This is a genomic window from Amphritea sp. HPY (genome assembly GCF_050870985.1).
In the GTDB taxonomy this organism is placed as follows: Bacteria; Pseudomonadota; Gammaproteobacteria; order Pseudomonadales; family Balneatricaceae; genus Amphritea.
In genome coordinates this window covers 2444393-2462947 of the sequence record NZ_CP194015.1, presented here as the reverse complement: position 1 = coordinate 2462947, position 18555 = coordinate 2444393, and the positions used below count along the sequence as shown (strand labels likewise).

Genomic DNA, 18555 nt, shown 5'->3' with positions numbered 1-18555 from the left:
ATAACTGCCCGAACACCTGTTTTTTATGAGGGTGCCTTATGATTTTTGAGTGGTTACACCCCGTCCTGATTGCTACTGCGCTAGTGCTGGCTGCAATCGGTGCTGTACGCCGGGTCAATCTGTGGCGTGCCGGGCAAGCTGATCAGATCAACCTGATCGCCGGTTTGATGGCGATGCCGGGTCGTTATCTGCACGATCTGCATGATATCGTTGAACGCGATAAATATATGTCCAAGACCCACGCCGCGACCGGTGGTGGTTTTGTCCTTTCTGCGGTATTGATCATCCTGGTTCATATGCTGGGTATCGATAGTCAGATTCTGGCCTGGGCGCTGCTGGCTTCACTGGTGCTGATGTTTGCTGGTGCGCTGTTTGTCTTTAAGCGTCGTATAGATCCTCCGAGCCGGATCTCTAAAGGCCCATGGATGCGGCTGCCTAAGAGCCTGCTGTCTTTTGCTGGGGCTTTCTTTGTACTCACTCTGCCTGCTGCAGGTGTACTGCCGGAAGGAACCGGTGGAGTACTGTTGACGCTGTTCCTGACCGCTCTGATTATCTGGGGTATGGGTGAGCTGTTCTTTGGTATGACCTGGGGCGGGCCGATGAAGCACGCTTTCGCTGGTGCCCTACATCTGGCATTCCATCGACGTCAGGAGCGTTTCGGCGGTGGCCGCTCTACCGGGCTGAAACCGGTTGATCTGACTGTTGCATCGGACGAAGGCAGTGTACTGGGTGTCGCTAAACCAACCGACTTTAAGTGGACTCAGTTGCTTGGCTTCGATGCCTGCGTACAGTGTGGTAAGTGTGAGGCGATGTGTCCTGCATTTGCAGCGGGTCAGCCGCTGAATCCGAAAAAGCTGATTCAGGATATGGTGGTAGGTCTGGCGGGTGGCAGTGATGCTAAATTTGCCGGTAGTCCCTACCCCGGTAAAGAGGTTGGCAATGCTAAAGGCGGCCCTAATCAGATTATCACGAAAGGTCTGATCGATCCGGAAACACTTTGGTCCTGCACTACTTGTCGTGCCTGTGTTGAAGAGTGTCCGATGATGATCGAGCATGTCGATGCTGTTGTTGATATGCGTCGCTACCTGACTATGGAAAAGGGCAGTACTCCGAATAAGGGTGCCGAGATTCTGGATAATATTATCGCTACCGATAACCCGAATGGTTATGCACCAGCGAGCCGGACTAACTGGGCAGCGGATCAGAACCTGACGCTACTGAGTGATGTTAAAGAGACTGAAGTGCTGTTCTGGGTGTCCGATGGCGCCTTTGATATGCGCAGTCAGCGTATCCTGCGTTCATTCGTGAAGCTGCTAAAAGCCGCTGATGTCGATTTCGCTGTACTGGGTGATGAGGAACTGGATTGTGGTGATGTTGCCCGCCGTCTGGGTGATGACGCGACGTTCCAGAGCCTGGCGAAACGCAACATGGAAGCAATGTCAAAGTATAAGTTTAAGCGCATTGTGACCACCGATCCCCATGCGTATCACTGCCTGCGCAATGAATATAACGATTTAGGTTTAGATGTGTTGAAGGATGTTGAAGTGCTGCATCATACGACTTACCTGAATGAGTTGGTACAGCAGGGCAAGCTGAAGCTGGATAACCTGAGTGCAGGCACTGTGACCTATCATGATCCATGTTATCTGGGCCGGTATAACGGTGAATACGAAGCGCCGCGTGAACTACTGCGTTCGCTGGGTGTCGAGATTGCCGAAATGGAGCGTTCAGGTTTCCGTTCCCGTTGCTGTGGCGGCGGTGGTGGTGCACCGATTACTGATATTCCGGGTGAGCGTCGTATCGCCGATATGCGGATGGAAGATGTAAACAGCACCGGGGCGGAATTGGTAGCGGTTGGCTGTCAGCAGTGTACTGCGATGCTGGAAGGCGTGGTTGAACCACGTCCGGAAGTAAAAGATATTGCTGAGATATTAGCCGGCCAGCTGATAGAGGAGGTTCACTGATGAGCGATATCATTCGTAGAGATCCCCGCGCTGAGTGGATCGCCCGCAACAGGCTACATCCGCTGCACGGTACTGTATCGGTTAGCGATGACGTTGAAGTCCGGGGCCCTTCCGGGTTGCTGCGTAAGAATCCGCATAAGGTAGGCTTCATCGGGCCTAACGGTATCAAACGTATTGATCGCCTGAAAGGCAATGCCGCGGCGTCCGGTAAAGGTCGCCGTAGTGGGACTGCAGCACAAGCTGAACTGCCGCTGCATAAGGTAGAGAATCCGGACTTCTACATTGTCGTAGTGCCGGATATGGTCGGCGGTCGTCTGACCAGTCACGATAAAGATGTTATCGGCCAGGCGCATAAGCTGGCCAATGGTATCGGAGACTCTTCAGACGAGAAGGGCGCGGTACTTGCTGTTTGCTTCGGCAGCAGTAAAGAAGATGCCTTTGATAAGGCGGGTGTTGACCGTCTGTTGTTACTCGATGGTGATGAATACCAGGGTTACTGCCCTGAGCAACAACTGACGGCACTGGTTCAGGTTGAAAATGCCTACCAGCCGAAACACTGGTTGTTCCCGGATAGCGTAAATGGCGGCACCGATCTTGGTTCCCGTCTGGCGGCACGCATCAATGAACGGCCAGCGGTACAGGCGTGGCAGGTAGATAATGCCACGACCGTCAGCCGGGGTGCCGGTGGTACCAGTGATATTACCCGCGCTACTCCTCGTCTGCTGATGCTGGCGGAAGAGTGTGCCGATCCGATCGATGAAACCCGTCATGAAGCGTTGCCAGTTGAGTTGGCGCATGTGCCGACGGTTATTGCACAGCTTCAGGATCAGGGTCAGGTAGCGGTTGATCCGAATGCGATACCGCTGGGTGAAGCTGAGTTTATCCTCTCTGCCGGTAATGGTATCCATAACTGGGATCAGTTCCACGCCACAGCCGCATCATTGGGTGCGACAGAAGGTGCCAGCCGGGTAGCGGTTGACGATGGCTTTATGCCACGTTTCCGTCAGGTCGGTGCTACTGGTACCTGGGTTACCGCCCGGGTCTATATTGCGGTGGGTATCTCCGGTGCGATCCAGCATATGCAGGGTATTGGTCAGTGCGATAAGATCGTTGCGATTAATACTGATGCCGGTTGTGACATGGTGAAGAGTGCTGCACTAAGCACAATCGGTGACAGCGAAGAGATTCTTGCTGAACTGACGAAACTGGCGGAAAACTTCCGTCAGCAACAGACTGAAGGAGGTGATCAGGATGCAGCATAAGCAAGCAGGGCAGCGTTTTGCCAACGATCTGAATATCGTCTCCCTGATCTCGGTGGGTAAGCACCCACAGTCGGGTCGTGAGCGGCGCGCAGAACAGGATGGCCGTGCCGTAGAACTGGGTATGAGTCTATGCAGCGGCTCTTCATCTCAGGGGCAGTTGACAGTACTTCATGCCGGTGATCCGCAACAGCAGGCATTACGTAGCTATGCTGGTATGGGCCTGAACTCAATCCGGGTGCTGGAGATGGATCCCTCAGCTGATGCGATCGCGTCCCTGAGTGATTACCTGAAACAGCATGGCCCTGATATTGTGCTGGCCGGTGTGCGCGCTGAAAGCGGTGAGTCGTCCGGTATGGTGCCTTATCAGTTAGCAGAACAGCTGGGTTGGCCGCTGGTACCTCGTATTGCTGATATCGTCTCTGTGGAAGGCGGGGTTGCTGAAATACTGCAGGCGTTGCCGCGTGGTCAGCGTCGTGCGCTGAAGGTTCGACTGCCGTTTGTAGCCAGCGTTGATAATGCAGCGCAGGAAGCGCGTCAGAGTGCTTTTGGTCCCGCCAGTCGTGCTGAGATGGATCTCCAATCGACATCAGCTACAACCGACGTTGTACGTGATGAGTGGAGTGAAGCGCCGGCCCGCAAACGACCGAAGCGGTTGAAAATGGTTAAAGCCAAAACCGCAGCGGAACGATTTAAAGCGGCGACTGCCAAAGCCCAGGGCGATGGTGGTAAAGTGATGAAAAATGAGCCAGCTGCCGAGCAGGCGCAGGCCATCTTTGATCTGCTGCTGGAAGAAGGCGTGCTGCGCTAAATCGTTTACCTGTTTCCCGGGGCGACCGGATTCTGAAATAAAAAGTCGCTCCCGGGCATATCCTTTCGCTATTCTTTTACTACCCTGATCTTTATCTACTTTGAAATAACAATCTTTTAAAATAACTGAGTAACCTGTATTAGCGCGCTATCTTTCTGGCCGGTTTGCAAATGGCTGGGGCAGGTTACTGAATAATAAAACGTTTTCTGCTGGAGCAAACAATGATTAAGTCAAAAGCTGCTATTGCCTGGGGCCCGGGCCAACCTCTGTCTATCGAAGAAGTTGATGTAATGCCGCCACAGGCAGGTGAAGTACTGGTACGAATTGTTGCTACCGGTGTTTGTCATACGGATGCGTTTACCTTGTCCGGTGAAGACCCGGAAGGTATTTTTCCTGCGATCCTGGGGCACGAGGGTGGCGGCGTTGTTGAGCAGATTGGCGAAGGTGTTACCAGTGTTGCGATCGGTGATCATGTTATTCCGCTGTACACACCGGAATGTGGCGAGTGTAAATTCTGTAAATCCGGCAAGACTAACCTGTGCCAGAAGATTCGTGAGACCCAGGGTAAAGGCCTGATGCCAGACGGCACTACCCGTTTCTATAAAGATGGCGAGCCGATCTTCCACTACATGGGGTGTTCTACTTTTTCTGAGTACACAGTACTGCCAGAAATTGCGCTGGCCAAGGTTAATAAAGAAGCCCCGCTGGATGAAGTCTGCCTGTTAGGTTGTGGTGTGACTACAGGTATGGGCGCAGTGATGAATACCGCTAAGGTAGAAGAGGGCGCGACTGTTGCCGTATTCGGTTTGGGTGGCGTTGGTCTCTCTGCGATTATCGGTGCTGCGATGGCTAAGGCTGGTCGTATTATCGCTATCGATATTAACGAAACCAAGTTCGACCTGGCACGTAAACTGGGTGCGACCGATTGTATTAATCCTAAGGATTACGAGAAGCCGATTCAGGAAGTGATTGTTGAGCTGACTGACGGTGGTGTGGACTACTCTTTCGAGTGTATCGGTAACGTACATACCATGCGTTCTGCGTTGGAATGCTGCCATAAAGGCTGGGGTGAGTCTGTCATTATCGGTGTTGCCGGTGCCGGTCAGGAGATCTCAACCCGCCCGTTCCAGCTGGTAACCGGTCGGGTATGGAAAGGTTCCGCTTTTGGTGGCGTCAAGGGCCGTTCTGAGCTGCCTGGTTATGTTGATCGATATATGGCGGGCGAATTCAGTCTGGATGATTTCATCACCCACCGTATGCCGCTGGAAGATATCAACGAGGCCTTCGACCTTATGCACGAAGGTAAGAGCATCCGTACCGTTATCGAATATGGCCAGAAGGACTGATTCATGACTATGGAAAACATTTCAGCCAACCGCAGCTTTGGTGGTTGGCAGCGGCAATATAATCACTACTCAGAAACCCTGGGCTGCTCGATGCGCTTTGCCGTGTATCTGCCGCCGCAGGTAGAGCAGGGTGAACATGGCGAACCGGGTCAAAAAGTACCGGTTCTGTATTGGCTGTCAGGTCTGACCTGCAACGATGAAAATTTCATGCAGAAGGCCGGTGCTCACCGGATAGCTGCTGAGCTGGGTGTTGCTATAGTGGTGCCGGATACCAGCCCACGGGGTGAAGATGTACCGGATGATGCTGAAGGCGCTTATGATTTAGGGCTGGGTGCCGGCTTCTATGTCAATGCGACTGAGCAGCCCTGGGCTAAGCATTACCGGATGTATGATTACATCGTAAATGAGTTGCCGCAGCTGGTGCAGCAGGAGTTTCCGGTGACCGATCGCTGGTCCATCAGTGGGCATTCCATGGGTGGACACGGTGCACTTATGATTGCACTGAAAAATCCGCAGCAGTTCTGTTCGGTATCCGCATTCAGTCCGATCTGTAACCCGATGCAGGCCCCCTGGGGGCAGAAGGCTTTTACTAGCTATCTTGGTGATGACCGCGAAGCATGGCGCCAGTATGACAGTTGTGAATTGATCAGGAAGGCTCGCTCAGTACCGCCGACGCTGGTGGATCAGGGCAGTGAAGATCAGTTCCTGGCTGAGCAGCTGCAGCCGGAACAGCTGGTCAGGGCTGTGGCATCCAGCGGTCTCAATTTCGAGTTGCGGATGCAGCCGGGCTACGATCACAGCTACTACTTTATCGCCTCCTTTATTGAGGAGCACATGCGCTTCCATGCCGGGCATATGAAGGCATAAATAAGGTTATTCATAACTGTTTATAAGCCCCCATACCTTCAGGTATGGGGGCTTTTTATTTTCTGTCACCCATTATTCCGATCATCTTCTCCTTTGCGCAGCCTGTAGGACGTTGAGCCACTGCAGTGCCGTATCAACTGTGTCGTTTAGCTATTTGTTGCTGCGTATTTTTATTCATACTGTGAATATGTATCCATAAACTTTTTATATATGGATACATTGTTGTCCTGTTGATGCCATTTTGTACTGTGCAATATGCTGTTTTCAGAGATCTTTTATTCATCCATTCGTCTTAATTACATAAGTGTAATTTTTCCATAAACTATTGTTTTTTAATTGAAAGAAAGCAATATTTCATATTGTGGATACATTTATGTATACAATTGTCTGGATGTTTTCTTGATATTTGTTTATCTTTTGTGGTGTTCGGTGACAACATGATCAACTGAACCGTGCGCCGATGGCTGCTAAGGATAGGGCCAGAAGCTAAACCGATATAACAATAAATAAGGTGATACACGATGGCACAAGGCAACTCATCATCAAACGATCTGGTTTTCGGACTGGACGATAGACCCGGATTTTCCGTTTCAACCTTTGCAGCGTTGCAGCATGTGCTGGCAAGCTTCATTGGTATCATTACACCAACCTTGATTGTGGGCGGGGTGCTTGGCTTAGGTAGTGAAATACCTTACCTGGTCAGCATGGCGCTTATCGTATCGGGTATTGGTACTTTCATTCAGGCGCGACGTTTCGGACCGGTTGGTTCCGGATTGCTTTGCGTGCAGGGCACCAGCTTTGCATTCCTCAGTTCCATCCTGGCTGCCGGCTTTATTGTGAAAAACAGAGGCGGCACACCAGAAGATATTCTGGCAACTATTTTCGGCGTCTGCTTTCTGGCGGCTTTCGTGGAGATTATTTTAAGCCGTTTCATCGATAAGCTTAAGAAAATCATTACCCCAATCGTTACAGGTACCATCATTACCCTGATCGGTTTGCACCTGATCAAGATTGCAATGACTGATATTGCCGGTGGCTTTGGTGCGCCTGACCTGGGTTCTCCGGTTAACCTGTTACTTGCCGCCCTGGTGCTGATTACTATCGTTATCTTTAACCGCTTTCAAGTGCATATGCTGCGTTTAAGTGCAGTGATCATGGGATTGACGGTCGGATTTGTTGTCGCATGGTCGATGGGTAAAGTTGATTTCAGCAGCCTGAGCACATTACCATTAATATCAGTGCCTGTGCCGTTTAAGTATGGTTTTAACTTTGATCTGGCCGCTTTCATTCCTATCGCTATTATTTATGTGATTACTGCACTGGAAACCACCGGTGACCTGACAGCTAACAGCATGGTTTCTAAGCAACCGGTTGAAGGTCCACTGTTTATTAAGCGTATCAAGGGTGGTGTTATGGCTGATGGTGTTAACTCTGCCATCGCATCGACTCTGAACAGTCTGCCAATGACTACATTCAGCCAGAACAATGGTGTGATTCAGCTGACTGGCGTGGCAAGTCGTTATGTTGCTTTATTTATTGCAGCGATTTTGGTTCTGCTCGGCTTGTTCCCGATTATCGGCGGTGTACTGCAGCAGATGCCTAAACCGGTGCTTGGCGGTGCTACTCTGATCATGTTTGGTACCGTAGCGATGGCCGGTGTTAAAATTATTGCCGAGAGTGGTCTTGATCGCAGGGCAATGTTCATTACTGCTATTTCAATCGGTTTGGGACTTGGTGTCGACTTTGTACCTGAGGTACTGTCTTCAATGCCTGATCAAATGAAGAGTATTATCGGTAACCCTCTCACAATCGGTGCTTTTTCAGCTATCTTCCTGAATATTATTCTGCCGGAAGATCTGGTTGAAGAAGAGCAAGAAGCAGCCGCACAAGAGCAGGACGATCAGCAGAGTGCTGAACCGGTTCCTGTATCGGTCGACAGATAATATTTAATAGCACTACTTGATAACATAACTTTAGAGTACTGGACGGAGTAATAACGTTGAACAGTTCGCAACGTATCTGGATTAAGGCACCACTGGCGACCCTTGATAATCACTGTGCCGGCGGCATAGTGATTGAAGGACAACGTATTGTTGAGCTTGTTGCCAGTGGCGCAACACCAGTTAGCTCAGTTGATGAAGTGTTTGACGCCCGGGAGCATGTGATGTTACCGGGACTGATTAACAGTCATCATCATTTCTATCAGACCCTGACCCGGGCTTACCCTCAGGCGCTTAATAAATCGTTGTTTAGCTGGCTGAAAAGCCTCTATCCGGTGTGGGCGCGACTGGGGCAGGAAATGATCGAAGTCTCTACCCAGGTGGCTTTGTCAGAGTTGCTGTTGTCAGGTTGTACTACGGCAAGCGATCACCATTATCTGTTTCCGGATGGATTGGAAAATGCCATCGATATTCAGATGGAACAGGCCCGAAAACTCGGTATGCGGGTACACCTTACCCGTGGTTCGATGAGTTTGGGGGTAGATGATGGTGGTCTGCCACCGCAGAGTACGGTACAGGATGAAGATACTATCCTGGCCGACAGCGAACGCTTAATTCAACGCTATCATCAGGCGGGTGAGGGCGCGATGAGCCAGGTTGCTTTGGCGCCTTGCTCTCCTTTCTCTGTCAGTGAAAGCCTGATGCGAGCGAGTGCTGATCTGGCGAAGAAACATGGTGTCAGATTGCATACGCATCTGGCTGAAACCCATGATGAGACAGCGTTCTGTATTGAGATGTTCGGCCTTCGTCCGCTGGACTATCTGGAGAAAGTCGGTTGGCTTAATGATCAGGTCTGGCTGGCGCACGGTATTCACTTCAACGACGATGAGATCCGTCGGTTGGGTGAAGCGGGTACCGGAATCGCTCACTGTCCGTCTTCTAATATGTTGCTGGCATCGGGTATGTGTCCGACGCTTGATCTGGAGCGGGCGGGCAGCCCGGTTGGATTGGGTGTCGATGGCTCAGCCTCGAATGACGGCTCCAATATGATTCAGGAAGTGCGACAGGCATTTCTGCTACAACGGCTGCGTTATCGCGCAGACGAAATTACCCACCAGAAGGTGCTGTCATGGGCTACCGAAGGATCTGCCCGCTGTCTGGGGCGGCAAGACATTGGCAAGCTGGAAGTGGGTATGCAGGCGGATATTGCCCTGTTTAAACTGGACGAATTGCGCTTCGCCGGCGCCGGAGATCCGTTAGCGGCTCTGGTGTTATGTGGTGCTCATCAGGCTGACCGGGTGATGGTCGCCGGGGAATGGCGGGTACTTGATGGCGCAATTGTGGGGCAGGATCTGAACGACCTGATTGCGCGTCAGAAATCACTGGCGCGTAAACTGGCAACAGTGACCTGAACTAATCACGACCTGAATAGCAATACCGCTCTGCTCTGAGCGGTAATAATTCTTTAACGCAAGCTTGCAATACCGGCCTTAACTGGCTGGTAGGGCACCTTTTTATCTAAAAACTGAAATAACAATAAAAACTAAGGAAATAAAACATGCATATTAAGTCATCAGCAGCACTGTTCTTGGCCGGCGCACTGGTTTCAACTACCGCATCTGCTGAAAAACTCTGGAGCGATTTCAGCCTGAGTTATCTGAAGGGGAGTGACTATGAAGTTGGTGACCCTGACCGTCAGGTGTATACCTTTGAACACGCCAGCGGCCACACCTGGGGAGATACTTTCTTCTTCATGGACCGCCTTAAGTCCGATGATGAAGGCGTGGAAAACTACCTCGAGTTTTCACCTCGTGTAAGCCTGGGCTACCTGACCGGTTCCGATCTGTCTTTTGGTCCGGTGAAGGATGTATTGCTGGCAGGTACCTGGGAAAGTGGTGAAAACTTTAAGGGTGGTTTTGATAACTACCTGGCAGGTGTCGGGTTTAGCTTTGATGTACCAGGCTTTCGTTATCTGAACGCCAATTTTTATTATGCTAACAATGAGCAGACTGAAAATAACGAACAGCTGACCCTGACATGGGGCGTACCATTTGAACTGGGTTCGGCTGAATTACTGTATGACGGTTTCCTCGATCTGGCCAGCTCTACTGATGATCTTGAAACAGAAATGAACTTCACCTCTCAGCTGAAATGGAATGCGGGTAAGGTTATAGGCACGAGCTCTCCGGTTTATGTAGGTGTCGAGTATGCTTATTGGAACAACAAGTTTGGTATAGATGGTGCTGATGAGCGCAACCCTGCGCTGCTGCTTAAGTGGCACTTCTAAACTTTTAATAACCGCTATTCACTAAGGAAAAGTAAACGCTGCCTTAGCTGAATTCTGACACTTAAGTCCGGCCAGCAACCCCTTCGTTGTCCGGGCTGAGGTCCGAATTTTATTTAAGTCGCGCTTGAATAGCGGATGCCACCTCATGCTTCAGGTTTGAGGTGGCTTTTTTTGTTTGGGGTATAAGCTCTGTCCAATAAGGGCTGATTAATAAAGTCTTAGTTGGATTTTCTGTTGCGTCTGGATCTGTTTATAAAAGTCGTTAAACGGATGGTATTTGTCGCTAAAAGAAATTTGTGCAGGTTCAGGTGTGGGTAGTATTGATCTTGCTTCTTGCACCTTGTTTTATTTTGAAGGGTTTCAATTTGAAGGCTTCAACCTGAAACAGCCTGACCCGAAAACTGAATCTGTCACCGGATTCCCTTCCAGGCAATTTGCCACTCCATACTTCACGGCTATGGAGTGGCTTTTTTTTTAACTTGCCTATACTCTCCGCGGCAGCACTCAGTTCCTTGCCAGATTCACAGTTGGCGAAAATAACAGTTGTCGAAAACAGACAGCTTCGCAGTATATGTGTCGCAAAAAGTAACTTTTGCAGCGCTGACAGCTCGTAAGATGGATAGGCCCTGTTTAGCGAATAACCAGAACCGGTAACCGGTTTTGTTTCTGCTGAATTTGGCTATGTCACCGGATAAGGTTGATGAGAGACACACGGGCAGACCCTGGCTAATTTGACCCTGTTAAAACTTATCCTGTGACCCATAATAAAAACAACTGGAGTAGTTCTATGAACCAAAAAGTCCAAACCGGTCCTAAGTCGGCAGCGTATACTACCGATTACAAAGCCGGGCAGGATAACGTCCAGGTCATGGGCATGGATATCCTGAACCCTGTATTCGGTACCAGCGCATTGGCGATCCTTGCTTTTGTCGTCCTGGCACTGATTTTTCCTGCCGATGCTAAAGAGATGCTGGTCGGAGCACGCACCTGGTCAATCGAAACCTTTGACTGGCTGTTTATGATCGGCGGCAACGTCTTTGTTGTGTTCTGTATCGCACTTATTTTCCTGCCCGTTGGTAAAATTCGTCTGGGTGGCGCGCAAGCTAAGCCTGAGCATAGTCGTATGTCCTGGTTCTCCATGCTGTTCGCTGCTGGTATGGGTATCGGTCTGATGTTCTGGAGTGTTGCCGAGCCGGTTGCGTATTACACTGACTGGTGGGGTACACCGCTGAATGCTGCTGCGAATACTCCGGAAGGTGCTTCCGCTGCAATGGGCGCGACCATGTTCCACTGGGGTCTGCATCCTTGGGCTATCTATGGTGTAGTTGCACTGGCGCTGGCGTTCTTTACCTATAACAAAGGTCTGCCTCTGACCATCCGTTCCGCTTTTTACCCGTTACTGGGTGAGCGTGTCTGGGGGCCAATTGGCCACGTAATTGATATCGTAGCGGTACTGGCTACAATCTTTGGACTTGCGACCTCGCTTGGTCTGGGTGCTTCCCAGGCGTCAGGTGGTCTGAACTTCCTGTTTGGTATTGATAACAATATCTCTACCCAGATCGGTATTATCATTGCGGTATCCGCTATCGCTATCTTCTCTGTCATACGGGGGCTGGATGGCGGCGTTAAAGTGTTGAGTAACATCAACATGATTATTGCAGGGGTGCTGCTGCTGTTCATCGTTGTTGCCGGATCTGTTACCGCGTTTTTTGGTAACTTCTTCGGCATTCTGACCAGCTATGCCAGCGATATTATTCCGCTTAGTAACTGGGTCGGTCGTGAGGACGATAAGTTCTACACAGGCTGGACTGTGTTCTACTGGGCGTGGTGGGTATCATGGTCGCCTTTCGTGGGTATGTTTATTGCCCGTATTTCGAAGGGCCGGACGGTACGTGAGTTTATGACTGCGGTGCTGCTGATTCCTACCCTGGTAACCGCGGTATGGATGGCTGCCTTTGGTGGTAATGCACTGGATCAGATTCAGGCAGGTGTTGGTGAACTGACTAAGGGTGTCGGTGATGTATCCCTGGCGATGTTCCATATGCTGGAGAATCTGCCACTGACAGAGATGACTTCCATTCTGGCGATTGTTCTGGTACTGGTGTTCTTCATCACCTCATCAGACTCAGGCTCTCTAGTTATCGACTCAATCACTGCCGGTGGTAAGGTTGATGCGCCAGTGCCACAGCGGATCTTCTGGGCAGTACTGCAGGGAACAATTGCCGGTGTACTGTTGTATGGTGGTGGTTCTGAAGCGCTGACTGCGTTGCAGGCGGGTGCTATAACTGTAGGTCTGCCATTTACAGTAGTGCTGTTGCTGATGTGTGTAAGCTTGTACAAAGGCTTGCATTCAGAAGTTCGTTAATACTGTAGTATGAAAGATCGAAGCCGGCCTTGTGCCGGCTTTTTGCGTGTAGACTATCTCGAAACATACCGCTATAGCGATTGTTAGAATTTGGAGTGACTGAGTAATGATGATTACGGACCTGATAGATCAGGATGATTTTTTTGAGTTTCTGCAAGGTGCAGGCGTGCAACTGGACCAGGGGTGGACGCCGGAGCAATGTAGCCAGGCGGCGCTGGCCTGGTTGGTGGAGCAGGATGAAACAATCAAAACTCAGTTCGCTATCGCTGTTGCAGAGCTTAAGGAAAAAGAATCAATTATGCTGCCGGAAGTACGCACAGCTTTGGCGATTTTGATCGAAGAGTAACCTGAAGTAGCCGGTAATACACCGGAGCTTTGATAAGGACTGCTATTGCTGTTCCCTCGTTGCATTAATCGAGACTGAAATCGCGTAGTCTTCAGCTGGCTTTTTCTCACTCAGCTCTCGGTTCAGCGTAGTAATTGAGAAACATAGTGACGCTGTCTTTGATAATCAACTGACACTTTTGTTCCTCGGGCATTGGTTGCCCCATCAACAGTTGAGGCCAGAAAGTAACGCTTTTGATCAGCCCCATAAACTGCTCTGCTGTGTAGTGCGGATCGGCTTTTTTGAATCTACCGTCGGTAATGGCTGCGCTGATCCAGCTATCCAGCCCTTGTTCCTGTTCCTGGAACTGCTGCAGTGCTTCACTTATCAGGTGGGGAGAATGGATACATTCGGCAAAAATAACCCTGACCAAACCATGCATATGTTCGTCCCGGAACATCTCAATCTTACGCTGAGCGATCGCGGTTAACTGTTGCTCAAGTGAAATATCACAGTGGTAACTATAGTCCTGTTGTTCTGCGCTGAGTTGAAACAGTTGCAGGACAATCGCCTGAAACAGGGCTTCCTTGCTGGCGAAGTGGTTATAAACGGTACGTTTAGATACTTCCGCTCTGGCTGAGATGGCATCCATACTACTGCCCTGAAATCCGTTCTCGAGAAACTCGCCTATCGCGGCTTCAATGATGGCTGCCCGTTTTCGCTCACGCTGATTCATCTGGTTTGGTTCCTGTTAGTGATTCGTAAATTTTACACTGCAGGGTTTACTTTTGGAAACTTGATTGTAAACTACACCGTATAGTTTACTTTTGGCTATCCGAAAGTTCATTCAGGATTGGAAGGTCGTCGTGAAAAAATTAACAACCTTATTGCTGGGAGGATTTATTGTGGCAGGTGTTATCAGTTGTTCTGTAAATCAGACAAAGAAGGCATATCCGGATTCTGTTCAGTTCAGCGCTGGCGAATTCCGAAACCCTGATGAGACTCAGTTAGCGGGGGCAGCTCAGACGGTAAAAATAGCCTGGCATTATTTCTTCAATAAACCCTCAACAGCAGTGCCTGCTGTGGATATTCCGGTACTACCGATTGATCCGTTGCAGCTGAGTGTAGAGTGCTCGGAAACTGTGATCTACAGGCTTGGTCACTCGACCCTGTTACTGGCCGTCAAGGGAAAGCACTGGCTGATTGATCCGGTATTTTCTGATCGTGCCTCTCCGGTAAGCTGGGCCGGACCCAGGCGATTTCACCAGGTGCCAGTTAGTCTTGCGCTGCTGCCACCGCTTGAGGGAGTGCTGATATCCCACGATCATTATGATCATCTTGATGAGCAGAGTATTCGTCAGCTGGCAGAAAAGACCGATCACTTTGTAGTACCGCTGGGTGTTGCCGGCTATTTAAAAAAATGGGGTGTGCACGCAGAAAAAATATCTGAGCTGGATTGGTGGCACTCGGTTCAGATCGGACAGCTGAATCTGACGGCGACCCCGGCACAACATTTTTCGGGGCGGGGAATGACCGATCGGAATCAGACTCTGTGGGCCTCATGGGTTATCCGAACGCCGGAATACAATCTGTTTTACAGCGGTGATAGTGGTTATTTTGATGGCTTTAAAGAGATTGGTGAACGGTTTGGACCTTTCGATCTGACGATGATAGAAAATGGTGCTTATGATGAACTCTGGTCGGATGTTCATATGACTCCAGAGCAAACTTTGCAGGCGCACCAGGATTTACGTGGCAAGCAACTTATGCCTGTACATAATGGAACTTTCGATCTGGCTTTGCATGCCTGGTATGAACCTTTAGAGCGGATTTCCAGTCTGGCCTGGGACGCATCGGTAACACTTGCGACGCCAAAAATTGGTGAGCCACTGGTGCTTGGGCAGCCTCGGCAGAATGTCTTCTGGTGGGAAGAAGCAACAGAGGCTGAGTATGCTTTGGGTGCTAATTAAAACTAAGTGAAGTGGACAAGGAGGTAGCACCTCTTTTTTCTTCAGGGAAGTAATAAACTGATTTCTCAGTTTGGGCTTATTACTTCGCCTGTCTCAGTATTTCATTCATTGCATCAACCCAGCTGCTGATGCCGTTACCGGCTTCTATCTGATCTATTCCCTTGCGGGTGAAGGTGCCTTCAGTGGCGATCGATCTGCCGATTTCACCGTAGCTGAGTTGAGGATTCGCTTCGCCAAACTCGACGGCGCTGCCGATTGAGTGGGCGACCATTAGTCGGGCGGTGTCCAGGTCCATGCCCTGATCGGTGCTCCAGTCTATTATTTGCTGGATAAGGAAGTAGCTCCAGCCGTGAAGGCAGGCATGGGATAGTGCGACATCGAATAGCGCTTCGGACTCCAGTGAAACTACTTTGCCGATCCGGCTGAACAGATCTGCTGCTTTGGTATTTGCCGGATATAACGGTATGGCACCGGTGCAGGCTTCGGCGCTGGCGGAGGGCAGGGCGCGTACCAGGCATATATCGGTTAGTTCCGGAAATTGCTGTAGCTGCGGTAATGTGACACCGGCCATGACGGAGATAACAGTTTGGCCAGGTTTGAACCTAAGGCCAGTCAGCAGGCTGTCCAGGGCGTCAGGCCTGACAGCCAGCAGCAGGATATTACTTTGGTCAATAACACTCTGATTATCGGCAGCAACGCTGCAGTGGCAGCTCTCAGAGAGTATCTTTGCGGTTTCTGAGCCTCTTGGTGAAAGAACAATCCCTCGCTGATCACCACTATTACGAAGTCCTTTCACGGTATATGAGGCTAGATGGCCAACCCCAAGAATCCCCAGTGTCTCATTTCCCATAACGTCTCCAGATATGTATGTCTAACTCTGAATTTCTTAAATGTAAATATCGCTAACGGTTCCTTTCTTTTCTATTCCCTTGCGGGTGATTTTGCTTTTACTTTTTTAAGAAAAGGGAGGCTTGCCTCCCTGATTGCAACAAAACGTCGATAAAGGATAAGGGGCCTGTTTCGATAGTATCTGCAGGCCTGAAGCAAGCGACCGTCTGGGGTGATTTACAAGTATCTGAAACTTCACAGCTCAGTCCTCAAAACTCACTCCTTAGAACTCAATCCTCAGAATTCAATCTTCAAACCTTGAACTGGCTGGTCAGGCTAAATAGTTTTTGTGACAGTTGCGCCAGCTCTGAGCTTGCAGTGCGGATCTGGCTTGCACTCGCCGAAGTCTGCTGGGCATAGTTGCTGATGTTGATAATGCTTTTGCTTATTTCATCGGATACCGCTGCCTGCTGTTCCGAGCTGCTGGCAATCTGCGTATTGAGATCGCTGATAGTACTGACGCCGTCGGTAATGGAATCCAGAGCCTGACCTGCATCGACGGCCTGGCTTACTACAATGCCTGCAGATTCGCGGCTGGTTTCCATTACAGTAGTGGCATTCTGGGTCCCATGCTGTAATTCTTCAATCATAGTGTGAATATCGTTGGTCGCGTTTTGGGTGCGCTGGGCCAGGATTCTGACTTCATCGGCTACAACTGCGAATCCCCGCCCCTGATCACCGGCTCGGGCCGCTTCAATGGCGGCATTCAGAGCCAGTAAATTAGTCTGTTCGGCGACTTCACTGATGACATCAACGACTGAGCCGATAGAGACCGATCGTTCTGAGAGCTGATGAATAACGTCTGCGGCGGCTTCAACCTCAGAGGCCAGATTACGAATAGCACTAGCGCTTTCATCGACCACATCCTTGCCGCGCTGGCTGTCAGCATTGGCAGCCTGTGTCGCCTGTGCTGCAGTGGCAGCACTACTTGCTACCTCGGCCACAGTGGCGCTCATCTCAGTAATAGCTGACGCAACCTGGTCGGTTTCATGTTGTTGCTGATTGAGCATCTCTGCGGTCTGATCAACCGATGCTGCTGATTTTTCGGCAGCATCGGCCAGGCTGAGCGCCGCATCGGAAACTTCTTTCACCAGCTCCTGAATGCGGCTTACAAACAAGTTAAAACTGGCAGAAAGGCGGGCTATTTCATCGCGGCCTTCATCCGGCAGACGTACCCGCAGGTCACCTTCTCCTTCTGCGATACATTTCATTTGATTGACGATACGTTCAAGGGCGCCGACGATATTTCGAACCAGCAGAATCAGCGATATCACCAGCAGCGATGCTAATACAAGAACTGATACGGTAATAGCGGTCTCGACCTGATCGTGCCTGATTTTAGTCATGCCCAGGGTGTCGGCTATGACCTCTTGCAATAAGGCCTCTGATTGGTGGGCCGCGGCTCGCATATCACCCTGAATCCCCGAAGTTGAGTCCAGGCCGCGATCCTTATAGCCGGCAACCATATTCTGGAATGAGGTGTTGTAGGCCTTCATTAAGTTACTGATGGAGTGTTTGTTTGCGTTGCTGATGTGGCTGTTATCCAGTACCGTCATGAACCGCCGCAGGTTATCATCAAACTGTGCGCTGTAGCTAAGTTCCTTACGCTGGATAAAGTCTTTCTCGTTCCGGCGCAGTTCCAGAATTGCGTTGGTCAGGCTTAAATCACCTGTACTGGCGAGTTGCTCTTCAGCATCGCGTACTGCTTTACGCAGTTTGCCGTGCAAGCCGGTCTTATGGTCGAAGCCAAGCTGTTTCTGGATATCAACCAGGCGATCAAACTCTGCATCATATTTGTTAAATATGGTGATCAGCCCGGTAATATTATCAGTAGGTATCCCTGCTTCAGCCTTAAACTCTGTCAGAGTTTGGCTATTGGTTTTCAGTTCCTCCATTTGCTGATGGAATTTCTGTTGGTACTTCAGATCATTGCGGCTGATAAAATCTTTTTCATAGCGACGCATCATCAGCATCTGAGAGTTGACTTGCCGTGCCAGATCCTGAGTCGAGGATATCTGGTCTAAAGTATGAGTACCGTATAAGGCTATACTCAGGATTAATAGTGAAACCAGCGCAACAGCCGCTGCCAGCAGGTACATTTTTTCCTTGATAGTTAGCTTCATGGTCATGCGGTATTCCTTAATTCCATCAACTTATAAGATAGCGTGACGAGCTGTGTAATTCAGAGCTGTTGTTCACAATCTGATTATATTAAAAGCTATTGGTTGCCAAATGATCAGTTTTGATCAGGGAAGTGAACAACCATGAATTAGAATGCTAAAAGCTGCCGTCATAGTCGAGTCCATATTGTTAAAACAGTACCCAGAATAAGGTGTTCAAGTTACTGAGCGCAAAAAAAAACCGCCTCTCTGGGGCGGTTTGTAAGAACTTAGAAAATGGCAACATTCATATATGTGTAGGATTTCGTTGGTCAGGCTTTCTTCATTAACCCGTAGTCGTCGTAGCAGCTATCCGGTTACTCTTCCTGTGTCCCTGTGTCCCTGTGTCCCTGTGTCCCTGTGTCCCTGTGTCA

Annotated in this window: 15 protein-coding genes; 12 read left to right on the top strand and 3 right to left on the bottom strand. The window is 50.0% G+C overall.

The features are described from left to right. The first annotated feature begins 38 nt into the window (after positions 1 to 38). The 11 genes from ACQUQM_RS11060 (at position 39) to ACQUQM_RS11010 (ending at position 13185) form a co-directional block, all read left to right on the top strand. The gene (locus ACQUQM_RS11060) at positions 39 to 1964 is read left to right on the top strand and encodes a (Fe-S)-binding protein (RefSeq protein ID WP_432474556.1); all 1926 of its coding nucleotides are present in this window, start codon (positions 39 to 41) and stop codon (positions 1962 to 1964) included. Next, entirely contained in the window at positions 1964 to 3226 is a 1263-nt protein-coding gene (locus ACQUQM_RS11055; RefSeq protein WP_432474555.1) for an electron transfer flavoprotein subunit alpha/FixB family protein, read from the top strand. Before ACQUQM_RS11060 ends, ACQUQM_RS11055 begins: the two co-directional genes overlap by 1 nt. Further along, positions 3216 to 4034 (top strand): electron transfer flavoprotein subunit beta, encoded by an 819-nt coding sequence (locus tag ACQUQM_RS11050; RefSeq protein WP_432474554.1) that lies wholly within the window; start codon positions 3216 to 3218, stop codon positions 4032 to 4034. The genes ACQUQM_RS11055 and ACQUQM_RS11050 overlap by 11 nt, the downstream gene beginning before the upstream one ends. A 224-nt stretch (positions 4035 to 4258) precedes the next feature. Further along, positions 4259 to 5380, top strand: a complete 1122-nt coding sequence (locus ACQUQM_RS11045) for an S-(hydroxymethyl)glutathione dehydrogenase/class III alcohol dehydrogenase (RefSeq protein WP_432474820.1) — start codon at positions 4259 to 4261, stop codon at positions 5378 to 5380. Positions 5381 to 5383: 3 nt separating this feature from the next. Next, entirely contained in the window at positions 5384 to 6247 is an 864-nt protein-coding gene (fghA, locus tag ACQUQM_RS11040) for an S-formylglutathione hydrolase (protein ID WP_432474553.1), read from the top strand. A gap of 521 nt (positions 6248 to 6768) precedes the next feature. Continuing rightward, a complete protein-coding gene (locus tag ACQUQM_RS11035; protein WP_432474552.1) occupies positions 6769 to 8190 on the top strand; it encodes a nucleobase:cation symporter-2 family protein in 1422 nt (473 codons plus the stop codon). A gap of 56 nt (positions 8191 to 8246) precedes the next feature. Further along, positions 8247 to 9599: an 8-oxoguanine deaminase gene (locus tag ACQUQM_RS11030; RefSeq protein WP_432474551.1), complete on the top strand. Its 1353-nt coding sequence runs from the start codon at positions 8247 to 8249 to the stop codon at positions 9597 to 9599. Between the two features lie 146 nt (positions 9600 to 9745). After that, positions 9746 to 10474 (top strand): outer membrane protein OmpK, encoded by a 729-nt coding sequence (locus ACQUQM_RS11025; protein WP_432474550.1) that lies wholly within the window; start codon positions 9746 to 9748, stop codon positions 10472 to 10474. A 277-nt stretch (positions 10475 to 10751) separates the two neighbouring features. Continuing rightward, positions 10752 to 10952 carry a hypothetical protein gene (locus ACQUQM_RS11020; RefSeq protein WP_432474549.1) on the top strand — a complete coding sequence of 67 codons (201 nt, stop codon included), beginning with the start codon at positions 10752 to 10754 and terminating at the stop codon, positions 10950 to 10952. Between the two features lie 309 nt (positions 10953 to 11261). Then, positions 11262 to 12839 (top strand): BCCT family transporter, encoded by a 1578-nt coding sequence (locus ACQUQM_RS11015; RefSeq protein ID WP_432474548.1) that lies wholly within the window; start codon positions 11262 to 11264, stop codon positions 12837 to 12839. A gap of 106 nt (positions 12840 to 12945) precedes the next feature. Then, positions 12946 to 13185 carry a hypothetical protein gene (locus tag ACQUQM_RS11010; RefSeq protein ID WP_432474547.1) on the top strand — a complete coding sequence of 80 codons (240 nt, stop codon included), beginning with the start codon at positions 12946 to 12948 and terminating at the stop codon, positions 13183 to 13185. Positions 13186 to 13291: 106 nt separating this feature from the next. Here ACQUQM_RS11010 and ACQUQM_RS11005 read toward each other — a convergent pair whose 3' ends face one another. Beyond that, the gene (locus tag ACQUQM_RS11005; protein WP_432474546.1) at positions 13292 to 13900 is read right to left on the bottom strand and encodes a TetR/AcrR family transcriptional regulator; all 609 of its coding nucleotides are present in this window, start codon (positions 13898 to 13900) and stop codon (positions 13292 to 13294) included. A gap of 130 nt (positions 13901 to 14030) precedes the next feature. Between ACQUQM_RS11005 and ACQUQM_RS11000 the strand changes: the two genes are divergently transcribed. Beyond that, complete coding sequence (locus tag ACQUQM_RS11000; RefSeq protein WP_432474545.1) at positions 14031 to 15134, top strand: MBL fold metallo-hydrolase; 1104 nt, start codon at positions 14031 to 14033, stop codon at positions 15132 to 15134. A gap of 79 nt (positions 15135 to 15213) precedes the next feature. Here the strand turns inward: ACQUQM_RS11000 and ACQUQM_RS10995 are convergent, their stop codons facing one another. Further along, positions 15214 to 15984: an NAD(P)-binding domain-containing protein gene (locus ACQUQM_RS10995; RefSeq protein WP_432474544.1), complete on the bottom strand. Its 771-nt coding sequence runs from the start codon at positions 15982 to 15984 to the stop codon at positions 15214 to 15216. A gap of 289 nt (positions 15985 to 16273) precedes the next feature. Beyond that, positions 16274 to 18151 (bottom strand): methyl-accepting chemotaxis protein, encoded by a 1878-nt coding sequence (locus tag ACQUQM_RS10990; RefSeq protein ID WP_432474543.1) that lies wholly within the window; start codon positions 18149 to 18151, stop codon positions 16274 to 16276. Positions 18152 to 18555: the final 404 nt, after the last annotated feature.